This window comes from Actinosynnema sp. CS-041913 (assembly GCF_050942485.1).
In the GTDB taxonomy this organism is placed as follows: Bacteria; Actinomycetota; Actinomycetes; order Mycobacteriales; family Pseudonocardiaceae; genus Actinosynnema.
In genome coordinates, this window is record NZ_CP192037.1 from 8,417,758 (window position 1) to 8,434,979 (window position 17,222).

At 70.9% G+C, this 17,222-nt stretch carries 14 protein-coding genes and 1 pseudogene; 5 read left to right on the forward strand and 10 right to left on the reverse strand.

Going from position 1 to position 17,222, the window contains the following annotated elements:
- Window positions 1-527: 527 nt before the first annotated feature.
- The 6 genes and pseudogenes from ACQPZF_RS37900 to ACQPZF_RS37925 form a co-directional block, all read right to left on the reverse strand.
- On the reverse strand, window positions 528-1,799 hold the full coding sequence (locus ACQPZF_RS37900) for an amidohydrolase (RefSeq protein WP_433265428.1): 1,272 nt from the start codon (window positions 1,797-1,799) through the stop codon (window positions 528-530).
- Entirely contained in the window at window positions 1,796-2,962 is a 1,167-nt protein-coding gene (locus tag ACQPZF_RS37905) for a M20 family metallopeptidase (protein WP_433265429.1), read from the reverse strand. The genes ACQPZF_RS37900 and ACQPZF_RS37905 overlap by 4 nt, the downstream gene beginning before the upstream one ends.
- A gap of 197 nt (window positions 2,963-3,159) precedes the next feature.
- Entirely contained in the window at window positions 3,160-3,468 is a 309-nt protein-coding gene (locus tag ACQPZF_RS37910) for a hypothetical protein (RefSeq protein ID WP_433265431.1), read from the reverse strand.
- Between the two features lie 34 nt (window positions 3,469-3,502).
- The gene (gene meaB, locus ACQPZF_RS37915) at window positions 3,503-4,516 is read right to left on the reverse strand and encodes a methylmalonyl Co-A mutase-associated GTPase MeaB (protein WP_433274896.1); all 1,014 of its coding nucleotides are present in this window, start codon (window positions 4,514-4,516) and stop codon (window positions 3,503-3,505) included.
- Between the two features lie 187 nt (window positions 4,517-4,703).
- Window positions 4,704-6,860 (reverse strand): annotated as a pseudogene (gene scpA, locus ACQPZF_RS37920) (methylmalonyl-CoA mutase); the annotation flags it as partial.
- The gene (locus ACQPZF_RS37925; protein ID WP_433274898.1) at window positions 6,857-8,629 is read right to left on the reverse strand and encodes a methylmalonyl-CoA mutase family protein; all 1,773 of its coding nucleotides are present in this window, start codon (window positions 8,627-8,629) and stop codon (window positions 6,857-6,859) included. The pseudogene scpA and the gene ACQPZF_RS37925, both read right to left, overlap by 4 nt.
- A gap of 91 nt (window positions 8,630-8,720) precedes the next feature.
- Between ACQPZF_RS37925 and ACQPZF_RS37930 the strand changes: the two genes are divergently transcribed.
- The 3 genes from ACQPZF_RS37930 (at window position 8,721) to ACQPZF_RS37940 (ending at window position 12,923) form a co-directional block, all read left to right on the forward strand.
- Window positions 8,721-10,412: a serine/threonine-protein kinase gene (locus ACQPZF_RS37930; protein ID WP_433265433.1), complete on the forward strand. Its 1,692-nt coding sequence runs from the start codon at window positions 8,721-8,723 to the stop codon at window positions 10,410-10,412.
- A 97-nt stretch (window positions 10,413-10,509) separates the two neighbouring features.
- A complete protein-coding gene (locus ACQPZF_RS37935; RefSeq protein WP_433265435.1) occupies window positions 10,510-11,313 on the forward strand; it encodes a purine-nucleoside phosphorylase in 804 nt (267 codons plus the stop codon).
- Entirely contained in the window at window positions 11,310-12,923 is a 1,614-nt protein-coding gene (locus ACQPZF_RS37940; RefSeq protein ID WP_433265437.1) for a phospho-sugar mutase, read from the forward strand. Before ACQPZF_RS37935 ends, ACQPZF_RS37940 begins: the two co-directional genes overlap by 4 nt.
- Window positions 12,924-12,941: 18 nt before the next feature.
- Here ACQPZF_RS37940 and ACQPZF_RS37945 read toward each other — a convergent pair whose 3' ends face one another.
- Both ACQPZF_RS37945 and ACQPZF_RS37950 read right to left on the reverse strand, forming a co-directional pair.
- Window positions 12,942-13,238 (reverse strand): hypothetical protein, encoded by a 297-nt coding sequence (locus ACQPZF_RS37945; protein WP_433265439.1) that lies wholly within the window; start codon window positions 13,236-13,238, stop codon window positions 12,942-12,944.
- Window positions 13,239-13,319: 81 nt separating this feature from the next.
- Entirely contained in the window at window positions 13,320-13,964 is a 645-nt protein-coding gene (locus ACQPZF_RS37950; RefSeq protein WP_433265441.1) for a hypothetical protein, read from the reverse strand.
- 91 nt (window positions 13,965-14,055) lie between these two features.
- Between ACQPZF_RS37950 and ACQPZF_RS37955 the strand changes: the two genes are divergently transcribed.
- Together ACQPZF_RS37955 and ACQPZF_RS37960 are read left to right on the forward strand one after the other, a co-directional pair.
- Complete coding sequence (locus ACQPZF_RS37955) at window positions 14,056-14,508, forward strand: flavodoxin family protein (protein WP_433265442.1); 453 nt, start codon at window positions 14,056-14,058, stop codon at window positions 14,506-14,508.
- A 135-nt stretch (window positions 14,509-14,643) separates the two neighbouring features.
- The gene (locus ACQPZF_RS37960; protein WP_433265444.1) at window positions 14,644-15,108 is read left to right on the forward strand and encodes a hypothetical protein; all 465 of its coding nucleotides are present in this window, start codon (window positions 14,644-14,646) and stop codon (window positions 15,106-15,108) included.
- 164 nt (window positions 15,109-15,272) lie between these two features.
- Here ACQPZF_RS37960 and ACQPZF_RS37965 read toward each other — a convergent pair whose 3' ends face one another.
- Together ACQPZF_RS37965 and ACQPZF_RS37970 are read right to left on the reverse strand one after the other, a co-directional pair.
- Window positions 15,273-16,205 (reverse strand): aldo/keto reductase, encoded by a 933-nt coding sequence (locus ACQPZF_RS37965; RefSeq protein WP_433274900.1) that lies wholly within the window; start codon window positions 16,203-16,205, stop codon window positions 15,273-15,275.
- Window positions 16,206-16,269: 64 nt separating this feature from the next.
- Complete coding sequence (locus ACQPZF_RS37970; RefSeq protein WP_433274902.1) at window positions 16,270-17,178, reverse strand: aldo/keto reductase; 909 nt, start codon at window positions 17,176-17,178, stop codon at window positions 16,270-16,272.
- Window positions 17,179-17,222: the final 44 nt, after the last annotated feature.

The window sequence follows — 17,222 nt, forward strand, 5'->3', positions numbered from 1 at the left end:
CCACCACCCCAAGCCGCGCGCAGCGCACACCCCGAGCTGGGCTGCGTGTCATCCCCGTATGGCCTGCCCGCAGGGCAACCGCGCTTGTCAGGGATGCGCAAGCACGCTTTTCGCTTGCGCATCCCTGACAAGGGTGGTGGTCTTTGACCAGGTCATACGGGGATGACACGACGCCCGAGTCCCGCCTTTGTGATCATCCTTGGCGGCCTGCCAGTCCGGCGAGGACGCTTTTAGCAGTCGACCCGAAGCAGACGAGTCACCCCTCCACTCCAAGAGACCCGCACGGCAACAATCAACAGCCTCAACAGCCGATGAGCAGGCTCCGCAGGCGTCCCCTAGAACTGAACGCCCCCGACACACACCCAACCACGGGGGTACGACAATTCCCGCTCACCAACCTGAGACCGCGCTACGCCAGCCCCGCACTACAACCTCCGAGCGCACCGCAGCCCCAGACCGCGCACCCCGGACACCCCGAAACCACACCACAAAGCCAAAACCCCCAGCCCCCTCAAACCACGCAGCCCTTAAGCCAACGAAGCCAACGCCGCGTGCACCATCACCCGAATCCCCACCAGCAAAGCACGTTCATCCAGGTCAAACCCAGGCTGGTGAAGATCACGCTGCTTCTCCACCCCATCCCAAACCCCCAACCGGGCGAACGACCCCGGCACGTGCTCCAAGTACCACCCGAAGTCCTCCCCACCAGAGGACTGCTCGGTCCCGGCCAACGCGTCGTCCCCCAACGCCGCTTCGATCCCGGCCCGCAACAACATCGTGCTCTCCCGATCGTTCACCACGGGCGGCACGCCACGCCGGTGGTGCAGATCGAAGCCAACCCCAGTGGGAGCCAGCAGAGCCCCGGTCAACTCCTTGATCAGCGGCTCCAGCTCGGCCCAGATGTCCCGATCCCCAGTACGCAACGTCCCCCGCAGAACCCCGTCCTGGGGCACCGCGTTGGCGGCTTCCCCAGCGTGCACCGCACCCCAGACCAGCACGGTCCCGGACCTGGGATCGACCCGCCGGGACAGCAGTGTCGGCAACCCGGTGATCACCGTCCCCAGCGCGTGCACCAGGTCGGCCGTCAGGTGCGGTCTGGAGGTGTGGCCGCCGGGCGAGGTCAGCCGCAGCTCCAGCAGATCGCTGGCCGACGTGATGGCCCCGATCCGGGTGCCGATCCGCCCCACCGGCAAGCGGGGGTCGCAGTGGAGCCCGAAGATCCGCTCCACCCCGTCCAGCCCGCCGGCCGCGAGCACGTCCAGCGCCCCACCGGGCATCACCTCCTCAGCCGGCTGGAACACCAGCCGCACCCGGCCGGGCAGTTCGGTGGCCGAGGCCAGCGCCAAGGCCGCCCCCAACAGGACGGTCGTGTGCGCGTCGTGCCCGCAGGCGTGCGCCGCACCATCCACAGTGGACGAATAGGGCGCGCCGGTGTTCTCGCTCAGCGGCAGGGCGTCGATGTCGGCGCGCAACGCCACGCAGCGTGGTCCGCTGCCGACGTCGCACACCAGGCCTGTCCCGCCGGGCAGCACGCGGGGCTTCAAGCCGGCCGAGCGCAGCACGTCCGAGATCAGCTCGGTGGTCGCGAACTCCTTCCTGGACAGTTCGGGATGGGCGTGGATGTGCCGGCGCCAGGCGACCACCTCTGAGGCGTTGGCGGTCAGCCAGTCGTCCAGCCAGGAGGGGCCTCGCCCCTCGCCGGGATCATCCACAGGGGCAATGCTGACCCCGCGTTCGGTCAACAGCACCTCGGAATCCTCCTCTCCCGGCAACTCCGGGCGCGAGTCGAGAACCGTCATGCCACACCGCGCACGAGCCGGTTCCGCTGCGCGTCGTCAGTGGCGGCGGCGATGGTTGTCCAGGCAAGGGCGAGCGCCCCGTCGAGCACAGCTCGGTCGGCGGAGGCCGACGCACAGGCGGTCGCGAACTCGATTTGGTGGTTCACCGCGTCTCCGCAGTCGATGGCGATGGTCGGGTGGATGGCGGGCAGCGCACGGGTGATGTTCCCCATGTCGGTGCTGCCGATGCGCCGGCCCCGCTCTTCGGCGGGGCTCAGCGGCGTGCGCCCCAACTCGGTGACGGCACGCCGGTAGGCGTCGGCCAGCCACTGGTCGGGGGTGAGCTCGGCGTAGACGGGCGAGACCTTGACGACCTCGTGCGTGCAGCCGGTGGCCAGGGCGCCGGCGGAGAAGCAGCGGTTGATCCGCTCCTCCAGCCGGCTCAGGGACTCCAGGTTCTCGGCGCGCAGGTCGAAAATCGCCGACGTGCGGGCGGGCACCACGTTGGGCACGGTGCCGCCGCGCGTGACGATGCCGCTGACCATCTGGCCGGGCTCCAGGTGCTGCCGCGCCAGGCCGATGGCGACCTGGGCGACGGTGATGGCGTCCGCCGCGTTCACACCCAGGTGCGGCGCGGCGGCGGCGTGCGACGGTTTGCCGGTGTAGTGCACCTCGACATCGGTGATCGCGAGCGAACGGGCCGCGATCGCCTCGTACGGAGCGGGGTGCACCATCATCGACAGGGACACGTCGTCGAACACGCCGCGTTCGAGCATCAGCACCTTGCCGCCGCCGACCTCCTCGGCGGGCGTGCCGATGACCCGGACCGTGAGGCCCAGCTCGTCGGCCACGTCGCGCAGGGCGAGCGCCGCCCCGACCGACGCGGCGGCGATGACGTTGTGCCCGCAGGCATGCCCCACTTCGGGCAACGCGTCGTACTCGGCGCACAGGCCCAGCACGAGGTCCCCGGAGCCGTAAGAAGCGGTGAACGCCGTCTCCAGATCGGCGACGGCGCGCTCCACCTCGAAGCCCTCGGCGGCGAGCAGATCGGCCACCTTGGCCGCGCTGCGGTGCTCCGCGAATGCCGTCTCAGGCTCCGCGTGGATGCTGTGCGAGAGGCCTACCAGCGCATTCGAATACCGCTCGACGGCCGAGCGCGTCCTCATCCTGAAGTCGGTACCCATTTGCGTCCATCCTGCATCAAGCCCTGGCAGCCCTGTCGCCGCTCGCGTTGATCAACCGCCGGCCGGTCGCACGGCTGCGCCAAGCGGTGCGCGAGTTTCGGTCAGACCGATCAAGTCTGCGCAGGAGCCCCTACAGGGGGACCATATAACGATGAGTGAATCTCAGGTACTGAGATTCAGGTCGCCCCCACGACCCCTCAGCCGGCTTTCTTGGCCTTTCGCCACTTGTCCCAGCGTTTCTTGTTACGCCAGTAAACGAGGGCGAACAGCACCACCGCGATACCACCGATCCACAACTTTTTCCTGGTCTCGGCGCCAACGCTCGGATCGGTCTGCTGTGGTGCCTGGATGTCCGGTCCTGGAGAAACCGATTCAGTCGGCTGGGCGGCGGCGACCTGGTCGACGTGCGCGGGCGGAGTGGCGTTCGCCACTCCGGTCACGACAAACGCACCGGCCAACACGAAGAGGCACGCCGCGAGCACAGATCGCCACATGGTCACGGTCACCAAGACTAGTCACCACGCTGCCCGGATACCACTGTCAGCGGTCACTCAAACCGGTATCACCCTCACGGCCGGTGAACGCGGCCAGGATCCGCTCCGCGGCCAGCGTCGCGGTGAGTTCGCCGTCCCGCACCTGCCGCTCCAACTCCGGCACCAGCGCCCGCACCGATCCGTTCGACCGCAGACTGTTGAGCAACTGATCGTTGACCATCGCCCAGGTCCAGTCGACCTGTTGACGACGACGGCGTTCGGCGAGTTCGCCGGCATCCCGCAGAACCGTCTGATGCTTGACGATCTGCTCCCAGACAGTTTCCAGACCGACTCCGGTCAGCCCGCTACAGGTGAGCACCGGCGGGCGCCACACCGCGTTCGGCGGGCGCAGCATCCGCAGTGCACCCGCAAGCTCGCGGGCCGCCTTCCGGGCGTCCGGCTCGTGCGGGCCGTCGGCTTTGTTCACCGCGATCACGTCCGCGAGTTCCAGAACGCCCTTTTTGATGCCCTGGAGTTGATCGCCGGTGCGCGCGAGTGTCAGAAAAAGTGAACAATCCGTCATATTCGCCACCGCGATCTCGGATTGCCCCACACCGACCGTCTCGACCAGCACCACGTCGTAGCCGGCCGCCTCCACGAGGACGATCGACTCCCGCGTCGCCTTGGCGACCCCGCCGAGCGTCCCGGACGTCGGCGAGGGCCGGATGAACGCGGCCGGGTCCACGGCGAGCCGGGCCATCCGGGTCTTGTCGCCGAGGATCGAGCCGCCGGTGCGGGTCGACGACGGGTCCACCGCCAGCACCGCCACCCGGTGGCCCCGCTCGGTCAGCATCGAGCCGAACGCGTCGATGAACGTCGACTTGCCGACCCCCGGCACCCCGGTGACGCCGATCCGGTGGGCCCCGCCCGAGTGCGGCAGCAGCTCCACCAGCAGCTCCTGCGCCCGCGCGCGGTGATCGGCGCGGGTCGACTCGACCAGCGTGATGGAGCGCGCCAGCGTGCTCCGGTTCCCGGCGAGCACGCCCTTCGCGTACTCGCCCACGTCGACGGCCCTAGCCATGCCCGAGATCGCCACGCCCGAGATCGCCACGCTCCGGGCCGCCACGCCCGTGATCGCCCTGCCCCGAGTCGCCACGCCCCGAGTCGCCACGCCCGGAGCCGCCACGCTCCGAGTCGCCACGCCCGGGGCCGCCACGCTCCGAGTCGCCACGCCCGAGGTCGCCACGCCCGAGGTCGGCGTGCCCCAGTTGCCCGGCGAGCTTGCGCAGCAGATCGCCCGCCGCGTCCGCGATGACCGTGCCGGGCGGGAAGATCGCCGCCGCCCCGGCCTCCCGCAGCGCGTCGAAGTCCTGCGACGGGATGACACCGCCGACCACGATCATGATGTCCTCGCGCCCCAGCTCGGCCAGCGCCGCCCGCAGCGCCGGCACCAGCGTCAGGTGCCCGGCCGCCAGCGAGGACACGCCGACGATGTGCACGTCGGCCTCCACGGCCTGCCGCGCGACCTCGTCCGGCGTCTGGAACAGCGGGCCGACATCCACGTCGAAACCGAGGTCGGCGAACGCGGTGGCGATCACCTTCTGCCCCCGGTCGTGCCCGTCCTGCCCCATCTTGGCGACCAGGATGCGCGGCCGACGCCCCTCTTCCTCGGCGAACGTCTCCACGACCTCCCGGGTGGCGTCGACGTTGGACACGGCACCGACCTCCTCGCGGTACACGCCCGTGATGGTGCGGATCTGCGCGGAGTGCCGGCCCCAGACCTTGCCCAGCGCCTCGGAGATCTCGCCCACCGTGGCCTTCGCGCGCGCGGCGTCGATGGCCAGCTCCAGCAGGTTCCCGTCCGCGTCGGCCGCCCGCGTCAAAGCGTTCAACGCACTGTCCACAGCGGACTGGTCGCGTTCTTCGCGCAACCGGGCCAGTTTCGCGAGCTGCTGCGCGCGCACCCCGGCGTTGTCCACCTTGAGCACGTCGATCTGCTCGTCGAACTCCACCGGGTACTTGTTCACGCCGATCACCGGCTGGCGGCCGGAGTCGATGCGGGCCTGGGTGCGCGCGGCGGCCTCTTCGATGCGCAGCTTGGGAATGCCCGCGTCGATCGCCTGCGCCATCCCGCCCGCCGCCTCGACCTCCGCGATGTGTGCCCAAGCCCGGTGCGCCAAGTCGTGGGTCAGGCGCTCCACGAACGCGCTCCCACCCCACGGGTCGATCACCCGCGTGGTGCCCGACTCCTGCTGCAACAGGAGCTGGGTGTTGCGGGCGATCCGCGCGGAGAAGTCGGTCGGCAGCGCCAGCGCCTCGTCCAACGCGTTGGTGTGCAAGGACTGCGTGTGCCCCTGGGTCGCGGCCATCGCCTCCACGCAGGTGCGGGCCACGTTGTTGAACACGTCCTGCGCGGTGAGCGACCAGCCCGACGTCTGGCAGTGCGTCCGCAGCGACAGCGACTTCGGCGACTTCGGCTCGAAACCCTTGACCAGCTTCGCCCACAGCAGCCGCGCGGCGCGCATCTTGGCGACTTCCATGAAGAAGTTCATGCCGATGGCCCAGAAGAACGACAGGCGCGGCGCGAACGCGTCGACGTCCAGACCCGCGCCCCGGCCCGCCCGCAGGTACTCGACGCCGTCCGCGAGCGTGTAGGCCAGCTCCAGGTCGGCCGTCGCGCCCGCTTCCTGCATGTGGTAGCCGGAGATCGAGATGGAGTTGAACTTCGGCATCCGCCGCGAGGTGAACGAGAAGATGTCCGAGATGATCCGCATCGACGGGCGCGGCGGGTAGATGTAGGTGTTGCGGACCATGAACTCCTTGAGGATGTCGTTCTGGATCGTCCCCGCGAGGCGTTCCGGCGCGACACCCTGTTCTTCCGCCGCCACGACGTAGAGCGCGAGCACGGGCAGCACCGCGCCGTTCATCGTCATGGACACCGACATCTCGTCCAGCGGGATGCCGTCGAACAACTGGCGCATGTCGTAGATCGAGTCGATCGCCACGCCCGCCATGCCGACGTCGCCCGCCACCCGCGGGTGGTCGGAGTCGTAGCCCCGGTGCGTCGCCAGGTCGAACGCCACCGACAGGCCCTTCTGCCCGGCCGCGAGGTTGCGGCGGTAGAAGGCGTTCGACTCCTCTGCGGTGGAGAAACCCGCGTACTGCCGGATGGTCCACGGCTGGTTGACGTACATCGTCGGGTACGGGCCGCGCAGGAACGGCGCGATTCCCGGGTACGTGCCGAGGAAGTCCAGGCCCTCGGTGTCCGCCGCCGAGTAGACCGGTTTGACGCCGATCCCTTCCGGCGTCTCCCACATCAGCGCGTCCACGCCCTTGCCGGTGGTCTCGTGCAGCGCTTCCTGCCACTGCGCGGCCGTCGCGCCGGTCGGCTCACCGAGGTCGATCTCGGCGAAGTTCGGGATCATCGCTGCACTCCGAGGAAGTCGAAGGTGTCTTCGAGGATGGTCAGCGCCGCGCACCCGAGGAACACGTGCCCGTCGATCCGAGCCTCGGACTCCTTGCCCGCCAACAGAACGCGCTCCGCGCCCGCCGCCCGCAGCGCCTGCTCGACGGGCGTGGCCGACTCGGCGTAGCCGCTCTCGCTGCCGCACAGGCACGCGATCCGCGCGCCACTTTCCCGAAACCGCTGGACGACCTCGTCCACGGTCGTGGTCGCGCCGGCATGGGGCGTCTCGATCCCGCCCGCCTGGAACAGGTTCGCGGCGAACGTCGCCCGCGCGGTGTGCGCCGCGACCGGGCCGAGCGTGGCCAGGAAGACCTTGGGCCGCTCCGGGGCGGCGTCCGCCGCGTCCCGCAACGCCTCGAACGCCTGGGCGTGACGGATGCGCGGCAACCCGCCGGACGGCTCCTCCGGCGCGGGTTCCCGGACCACCGCGGGCTCGTTGAGGTTCGGGAACTCGCTCACCCCGGTGATGGCGTCCGTCCGGTCCGCCAGGTTCGCCCGGCGCTTCTCCCACGTGGCCGCGATCCGGTCGGCCACCAGGTCGAACGCCCGCGGCAGCCCGCCCGCCGCCTCGATCTCCCGGAACCACGCCCAAGCCGCGTGCGCCAGGTCGTCGGTGAGCCGCTCCACGTACCAGGAGCCGCCCGCCGGGTCGATCACCCCCGCCAGCTTCGACTCCTCCAGCAGCAACGCCTGGGTGTTCCGGGCGATGCGGCGGGAGAAGTCGTCCGGCAGGCCGATCGCGTGGTCGAACGGCAGCACGGTCACCGCGTCCGCACCGCCGAGCCCCGCGCCGAAGCACGCCAACGTGGTGCGCAGCATGTTCACCCACGGGTCGCGGCGCGTCATCATCGCGGGCGACGTGACGGCGTGCTGCGCCTGGGGGCTCGGCGCGTGCGCGACTTCGGTCACCCGCGCCCACAACCGCCGCGCGGCCCGGAACTTCGCGATGGTCAGGAACTGGTCGGCGGTCGCCGCGTACCGGAACTCCAGCAGCCGCACGGCTTCCTGCGCCGACAGCCCCTGTTCGGTGAGCGCGCGCAGGTAGGCGACACCGGCCGCGAGCGACGCGCCGAGTTCCTGCGCGTCGGACCCGCCGGCCTCGTGGAACGGCAGCCCGTCCACCACGACCACGCGCAATCCGGGGAATTCCCGGGCTTTCGCCACCAAGTCCCGCAGTGCCGCGAGGTCGGCGTCCGCCCCGGTGCGCGCCCGCACCCCGAACGGGTCCGCGCCCACGTTGCCCCGGACCTCACTGGCGAGCACCGGCCGCTGGTCCCAGACCCGCAGCATCTCCAGCCCGACGGCCCGGAAGTCCGCGCCCGCGTCGACCACGACCGGCGCGAGGTCCAGGTAGACGTCGGCGAGCACGTCGTCGAGCCGGTCCGCCGGGATGTTCTTCAGCCACAGCGAGGTGACGCCGTTCTCCAGGTCGGCCATGACGGTGCCGCGGTCGGCCACGACGTGCTGCTGGCGGACGTCCCAGCCGTCGACGGCGCCCTGCGGCCGGCTGCCCCTGGTGAACGGCGGCAGGCCGGGGAAGCCGCTCGGCGGGGCGGTGTCGGCGGCGGTGTAGAGGGGTTGGACGCGGATGCCGTCGTAGGTGGTGGTCACCAGCGACTCGAAGTCCGCGCCGGACTTGCGGAGCACGCCCTGGACCAGTTCCAACCACTGCGCCCGGTCGGGCGCGGGGAATTCGGCGGCCAGCGCCAGTTCGCCAGTCGGCTCCATCATGCTCCGCAGTGTTACCCACTAGTAGTACGACGGCTATGTGAGTTTCACCGCCGTGACCGATGCAGTCAGTGTTCCACGCTGGTGGACAATGGCGCGGGTGGAGACCGAGCGCCTGATCGCGGGCCGCTACCGCCTGCGCCACGTCCTGGGCCGGGGGTCCATGGGCACGGTGTGGGCCGCGCACGACGAAGTGCTGCGCCGCGACGTGGCCGTGAAGGAGGTCCTCGTCCCGCCTGGGATGCCCGCGACCGAAGCCGACGTGCTTCGGGAACGCACCCTGCGGGAGGCCCGTTCGGTGGCACAGTTGACCCACCCGAACGTGGTCACCCTGTACGACGTGGCGCAGGTGGACGGCGACCCGTACGTGGTGATGGAGCTGGTGCCGTCCGAGTCGCTGGCCGACCTCGTGCGCCAACGGGGCCCGCTGGACGCCGCGCAGGGCGCGGTGGTCGCCGACGCCGTCGCCGCCGCGCTGGAGGCCGCCCACCGGGCCGGCATCACGCACCGGGACGTGAAGCCGGGAAACGTTCTGGTCGCAGACGATGGACGGGTCAAGCTCACCGACTTCGGGATCGCGCGGAACGTCGCCGAGGCCACCCTCACCGGCCGGGGCATCGCCCTGGGCACGCCCGCGTTCATCGCGCCCGAGGTGGCGGCGGGCGGCGCGGTGTCGCAGGCGGCCGACCAGTGGTCGCTCGGCGCGACCCTGTTCGCGGCGATGACCGGCCGGCAGCCGTACGAGGGCACGAACGTCATGCAGACCGTCAACCAGGTCATCAACGGCGACCCGCCGCCGGCCGCCGTGTGCGGGGCACTGGCGCCGGTGGTGGCGGGCCTGATGTCGAAGGACCCGGCCGACCGGATGTCGCTGGCCGACGTCCGCCGCACGGTCCACCCCCTGCTGCCCGAGCCGGGCGCCGAGGTGTTCCCGGCCGACGCCGAAACCAGACCGGTCGTCCGGATCGTCCGCCCGCCGATGGTCGAACCGCCGATGGTCAAGCCGCCGATACCGCCGGACACGCCGCTGGCCGCCGACCCCGGCCCGCTGCCGTTCGCGACCGACGCCCGCACCCAGGAGATCCCGCGCGCCACCACGCTGACGGCGCTGGTCACGGCCGCCGCGCTGGTCCTGTTCGCGATCGGCGGCGGTGCCGGCTTCGTGCTGACCCGGACGCTGGCCGGGGCGTCCCTGCTGCCCCCGCCGTCGGTCGGCGCACCGCCGTTGCCCGCGTTCACCGACGAGGCGCCGCTCCGCGTCACCAGCGCCGCGGCGGCGACCGCGAACGGGGAGCAGGGGGCGGAGTTCACCATCGAGGTGGGCGCGGACTGGACGAGCTTCCTGGAGCAGCGGGCCAACAAGGGCCTGGTGCCCAGCACCGTGGTGCACCTGGTCGAGCCGACCGGCGCGTACGAGGTGACCGTGCAGCGGTTCGCCGACTACTACCCGAAGCGCACGGCGGACGAGTACATCTCGCTGGTCCGGTCCCGGTGGGCCGAGGACCAGTACTTCGGCGAGGCGACCGACGTCACCGACCCCTTGGACCCGCCCGGGCCGGAGAACCCGGTGCAGTACAGCTACCGGACCGTGGAGAAGGCGACGGTCCTGGGCCGCGCCTCCGACAACGCCGGCCCGGACCTCCGGCGCTCGCGGTACTCCCGGGTGCTGCCGCGCGGCGCGGACCTGTGGGTGGTGGAGGTCGTGTTCCCGACCGAGCAGGAGGAGATGGGGCGGAACAGGCTGTTCAACACCATCGCCCCCACCTTCACGGTGATCGGCTAGTCGCCCACCGTGATCGGCCGGCCGCAGAAGATCGACCAGCCCCCGGCCGGCCGCCGCCGTGCGGGCACCGGGCGGGCTCGGATATTAGGCTCGCGCCGTGACCGCCATCAGGGAAGACAGCGCGCTCGAAGCGCAGGCCGCCGCCGTGCTCGCCGAGCGGACGGGAGTGGAACGGCACGACATCGCCGTCGTGCTCGGGTCGGGCTGGCGACCGGCCGCCGACGTCATCGGCGAGCCCGCCACCGAGGTGCCCATGGGCGACCTGCCCGGGTTCGCGCCGCCCACCGCGGTCGGGCACGGCGGGACGATCCGGTCGGTGCCCGTGGGCGGGCGGAACGTCCTCGTCCTGCTCGGCCGCACGCACGGGTACGAGGGCAAGGGCGTGCCGACGGTCGTGCACGGGGTCCGGACGGCCGCCGCCGCCGGGGTGCGGACGGTGGTGCTCACCAACGCGGCCGGCGGGCTGCGGCAGGGCATGTTCGTCGGCCAGCCGGTGCTGATCAACGACCACCTGAACCTGACCGCCTCGTCGCCGCTGGTCGGCGCGCGGTTCGTGGACCTGACCGACCTGTACTCGCCCCGGCTGCGCGACCTCGCGCGGGAGATCGACCCGTCGCTGGAGGAGGGCGTCTACGCCGGGCTGCCCGGCCCGCACTTCGAGACGCCCGCCGAGATCCGGATGCTCCGGACGATCGGCGCGGACCTGGTCGGCATGTCGACCGTGCTGGAGGCGATCGCCGCCCGTGCCGAGGGGGTCGAGGTGTTCGGGCTGTCGCTGGTGACGAACCTCGCGGCGGGCATCACCGGTGAGCCGCTGAACCACGAAGAGGTGCTGGAGGCCGGCGCCGCCGCGGCCGGCCGGATGGGCACGCTGCTGCGGGAACTGGTGACCCGCGCATGACGTTGACCCCGGCGCTGCGGGACGCCACGTTCCGGTGGATCGCCGACGACCCGTCGCCCGCGGCGCGCGCCGAGCTGCAGGGCGTGCTGGCGCGGGCGATGGGCGGGGACGCGACCGCGCTGGACGACCTGGCCGACCGGATGGCGGGCCCGCTGACGTTCGGCACGGCCGGGCTGCGCGGCCCGGTGCGGGCCGGTTCGAACGGGATGAACCGGGCGGTGGTCGTGCGCACCACCGCCGGTCTCGCGGCGTGGCTCAAGGCCAACGGCGAGACCGGCACGGTGTTCGTCGGGCGGGACGCCCGGCACGGGTCGGAGGAGTTCTGCACGGCCGCCGCGTCGGTGCTGGCGGGCGCGGGCTTCACGGTGCGGGTGCTGCCGGGGCCGTTGCCGACGCCCGTGCTGGCTTTCCTGGTGCGCACGCACAACGCAGCCGCCGGCGTGCAGATCACCGCGTCCCACAACCCGCCCGCCGACAACGGCTACAAGCTGTACCTACGCGGCGGCGGGCAGATCGTGCCGCCCGCCGACCGGGAGATCGAGGCGGCGATCGCCCGGGTGCCCGCGGCGGTGTCCGTCCCGCTGTCCGACGACTGGCTGCCGGTCAGCGACGCCGAGGTGGACGAGTACCTGGAGCGCGTCGCGTCGCTGCCCCGCGGGACGTCGCGCGACCTGCGGGTGGCGTTGACCCCGATGCACGGGGTCGGCGGGCAGACAGCGGTGGAAGCGTTGCGGCGCGCGGGTTTCACCGACGTGCGGGTGGTGCGGGAGCAGGCCGTGCCGGACCCCGGGTTCCCGACCGTGTCGTTCCCGAACCCGGAGGAGCCGGGCGCGGCCGACCGGTTGCTGGCGTTGGCCGCCGCCGAGGACGCCGACCTCGCGATCGCGCTGGACCCGGACGCCGACCGGTGCGCGCTGGGCGTGCGGGAGCGGGACGGGTCGTGGCGGATGCTGCGCGGCGACGAGACCGGTGTGCTGCTGGGATCGCTGGTCTTGTCCACTGTGGACAGCCCAGATCCGTTGGTGGCCACCACGATCGTGTCGTCTTCGCTGCTGAAGTCGATCGCCGCAGGCTACGGCGCGCGGTACGCCGAGACGTTGACCGGCTTCAAGTGGCTGGTGCGCGCGGGCGAAGGCCTGGTGTTCGCGTACGAGGAGGCGCTGGGCAACTGCGTCGACCCGCAGTACGTGAACGACAAGGACGGCATCTCGGCCGCCGTCCTGGCGTGCGACCTGGCGGCGGGCCTGAAGGCGTCCGGGCGGACGCTGCTCGACGCCCTGGACCAGCTCGCGGTGGACCACGGCCTGCACCTGACGGACCAGGTGTCGTTGCGGTTCACCGACTTGAGCCGGATCGGCGCGCTGATGACGTGGCTGCGCCGCAACCCGCCGGAGGGCTTCGCGTTCGAGGACCTGCTGCCGGAGGCCGACGTCGTGCGCCTGACCGCCGACGGCGTGCGGGTCGTGGTGCGGCCTTCGGGGACCGAGCCGAAGCTGAAGGCGTACCTGGAGGTCGTCGAACCGGTCGACGACCTCGCCGCTGCCCGCGCGCGTGGTACGGAACGCCTGGCCGCCCTGCGGACTCAGGTCGCCGAACTGCTCACGAGATAGCGGTGGTCGCCGACCCGCTTACGAGATAGCGATCAGCAGGCACAATACCGCGACCGCCAGGGCTCCGCCCGCCACCAGCCAAGGCCGCCTGGTCGGCGGGCTCACCCGGTTGCCGGTCGCAGCCGCCACCGCGATCCGCCCGGCGATGTAGCTCACCGTCGACAGCGCGACCCCCGTGGCGAGGATCATCGTGTTGACGTCCCAAGGACTGTGGTCCACCCCCGGCCACACCCCGATGAACACCAGCGGCAGCCCGATCAACCCCAGCCCGACCCCGACGCCGCCACCCCAGGTGATCCGTCGGTTCCGTGTCATCGTCGCGATGCTGCGAGTGTCCATGTCTCCCTCCCGAGTCACCTACAAAGACGCGCGGACGCCGTTTCGGTTCCGTCGAGCCTACCGAGCGGTCGCACGTGAGTGGGCCTCACGCCAGAGCGCCCGGCTCCGCTCGACCACCTCACGAGCAGCCCCTTTCCGGCCCTCCGCGGCGAGGTAGCCCGCCGTGGCCAGTCGACCCGCCGCATGGTCGACGCAGGACCACAGCGTCCAGCCCGACATGCCGACGAGCAGCACCTCGGGCGTCTCAGGGCAGCGCTTGCCGTCCGTCATGTCGGACTTGCCCTCGCAGGCGCCACCGGGCTCCTCCAACGGCAGGTTGTCGAGGTGGGTGTCACTGTGTCGGACGGCTTCCACCAGGTCGTGGTACTGCTTGCGGGCCGCTTGCTTCGAAACGCCCAATGCCGTTCCGAGCTGGGTGTAGTTGACGCCCACCTTGGCGGCTTCGACAACGCTCTGCTCGATCGCCTCCTGCATGGCCGCCGCACAGGCCTGCAGTTCGCTGATCCTGGCCAGAAAAAGGCGCTGGACCAGCGAGTCCTGTTCGTCAATGCCCTTCATCAGGGCCATGAACTCCGACTTCGGCTCATCGTCGACCGCCAGGCCGAGTCGGCCGCGGGCCGCGAACCACGTCAGTTGGTGGAGACTGCTCTTCCACGATTCGAGGTCCGGCCGAGCGGTTCCGACCTTGTCAACGCTACCCATGGTGGACAACCTTAGTTGTCCATGACGGCGCGGACAACCCCGGTTGTCCATAGCGGTTGCCGGCGAGCGGCAACGCAGGCAGGCTCCCGACGTGTCCAAGCTGCTGGTGGTCCACCACACGCCCTCGCCGACCCTGCAGGCCATGTTCGAGGCAGTGGTGTCCGGAGCGACTGCGCCGGAGATCGAGGGCGTCGAGGTCGTCCGACGGCCGGCCCTGACCGCGAGTGCCGTTGACGTGCTCGAAGCAGACGGCTACGTGCTCGGCACGCCGGCCAACCTCGGCTACATGAGCGGCGCGCTGAAGGTGTTCTTCGATTCTGTGTACTACCCGTGCCTCGACACGACCAAGGGACGCCCGTTCGGGCTATACGTGCATGGCAACAACGACACCACCGGCGCCGTGCGGAGCGTCGAGAGCATCGTCAAGGGCATGGGGTGGACCAAATCCGCCAAACACGTGCTCGTCGCAGGTGAGCCCGGCAAACGCGACCTCCAAGCGTGCTGGGAACTCGGAGCCACCATCGCGGCCGGGTTGATGGAGTGAGCGGTCGCCGGACACGCTTTCCGACGTGTTGAAGGCACTAGGGTGGCCGCTACTCCGATGTGACGCGTAACACTGCGCTCACTGTCCGCGATTGGTCAGCCGTAACAGCGCAACCGCATCAGACGGAGGCATCGAATGACCAACCCCGCCGGGCCGCCGCCGATGTGCGGGTCGTGTGGCGCGTACTTACAGCCTCCCAACACCTCCTGCACGGTGTGCGGCAGCAACCAGTGGCCCCAGCAGCAGCCGGTCTTCATCCCGCACGCCCCACCTGCACCCGGGCAGCCGCAGATGCCCTACGGCGCGCCGGTGCCGTACGGCGCACCGATGCCGATCCGGGGTGTGGTGACCGCGAAGTCGTCGGGGATCGCGGTGTTGCTGTCGTTCCTGTGGTTGGGGGCCGGGAACCTCTACGCCGGGCAGACCGTGTTGGGCATCATCCTGATCATCGCGAACTTCCCGCTGGTCATCATCGCGATGACCGTCTTCGGCCTGATCATCGCGTTCCCGATCTGGCTGGTGCTGGCGATCGTGGGGATGGTCATGGCCGCGCAAGGGGCGAAGGATTTCAACCAGCGCAACGGCATCATCGTGCGATGAGGTGGAATGGCACCCATGAGGGTGCTGTTCGTGGACCTCGGTGAGGTCGGGCACCTCACCGTGGCGGAAGGCTCCGGCGCCTGGGAACAGGGCCGGAGCCTTCCCGACTCGTTGTGACGCAGATTGTCTGTCGGTCGACAGTGCGTTGAGCGACAGAAGATCGGCTAGCGACCGAGCAGGCGCATCGCCTCGGGCGAGTAGCGGGTGCCCGCCACGGCGTCCGTCGGCACGGCGTTGGCGATGCGGGTTAGCTGCTCGTCGGTCAGCTTGAGGTCCGCGGCGGCGGCGTTCTCCTCCACGTACTTCACCCGCTTGGTGCCGGGGATCGGCACCGCGCCCTGGTGGTGCACCCAGGCCAGGGCAATCTGGCCCGGCGTCACGTCGTGCTCCGTCGCGACCGACCGCAGCGACTCCACGATCGCCAGGTTGCGGTCGAGGTTGTCGCCCTCGAACCTCGGCATGTGCGGGGTCAGGCGCACGTCGCCGGCCGCGAAGTCGTCCCGCGACGTGTAGCGGCCGGTCAGGAAGCCCCGGCCGAGCGGCGAGTACGCGACGACGCCGACGCCGAGTTCGCGGCAGGTCGGGACGACCGACTCCTCGACGTCCCGCGACCACAGCGACCACTCGCTCTGCACGGCCGCGACCGGGTGCACGGCGTGCGCCCGGCGGATCGTCTCCGCGCTCGCCTCGGACAGCCCGACGTGCCGGACCTTGCCCTCCCGCACCAGCCCCGCCAGCGCGCCGACGGTGTCCTCGATCGGCACCGTCGGATCCACCCGGTGTTGGTAGTACAGGTCGATGTGGTCGACGCCCAGCCGGCGCAGCGACGCCTCGCACGCCTGCTTCACGTACGCCGGATCACCACGCAGACCCCAGTCGGCCCGCGGCTGGTCCGGGTCGCGCACCACGGCGAACTTCGTCGCGAGCACCACCTCGTCACGGCGGCCCGCGATGGCCCGTCCGACCAGCTCCTCGTTGGTGAACGGCCCGTACATGTCGGCCGTGTCCAGCAGCCGCACGCCCAGGTCCAGCGCGCGGTGGATGGTGGCGACCGACTCGGTCTCGTCGCCGGGGCCGTAGAACTCGCTCATCCCCATGCAGCCCAAGCCCTGCGCGCTCACGTCGAGCGCGCCCAAACGGCGGATCTCCACAGCTTTCCCCCTACTTATTCGACAAGCGCAGCATCTCGGGCGGGTACCGGTCGCCGGCGGCTGTCGGCGCGGCGTCCTCGATCGCCCAGAGATCGTCGGCGGACAACGTCAGGCTCGCGGCGGCGACGTTCTCCTCCAGGTACTTCACCCGCTTGGTGCCGGGGATCGGCACGACGTGCGCCCCCCGGTGGTGCACCCAGGCGAGGGCCAACTGGCCGGCGGTGACGCCCCGTTCGGCGGCGAGCGCCTTCAGGGCCTCCACGATCGCGAGGTTGCGCGCGAAGTTGTCATCGGCGAACCGGGGCATGTTCCGGCGGGTGTCGTCCTCGTCCAGGTCGGCGGGCGAGGTCACCTGGCCGGTGAGGAACCCGCGGCCCAGCGGGGAGAACGGCACGATGCCGATGCCCAGCTCCTCGCAGGTCGGCGCGATGGTGTCCTCGATGTCCCGCGACCACAGCGACCACTCGCTCTGGAGGGCGGCGATCGGGTGCACTGCGTGCGCCTTGCGGATCGTCTCCGCGCTGGCCTCCGACAGGCCCAGGTGACGCACCTTGCCCTCCCGCACGAGGTCCGCCATGGCCCCGACGGTCTCCTCGATCGGCACCGTCAGGTCGACCCGGTGCAGGTAGTACAGGTCGATGTGGTCGACACCCAACCGGCGCAGCGACGCCTCGCAGGCCCGCTGCACGTAGGCGGCGTCACCGCGCGGACGGCGCTCCGGGTCGGCGAGGGCGAACTTCGTGGCCAGCACGACCTGGTCACGGCGGCCGGCGATGGCCCGGCCCACCAGCTCCTCGTTCCCGCCCGCGCCGTAGACGTCGGCCGTGTCCAGCAGCGTGACGCCGAGTTCCAGGGCCCGGTGCACGGTGGCAATCGACCCGGCGTCGTCGACCTTGCCATAGGACTGGCTCATCCCCATGCAGCCCAGGCCCTGGGGGCCGACTTCGAGTGTGGTGCCCAGCA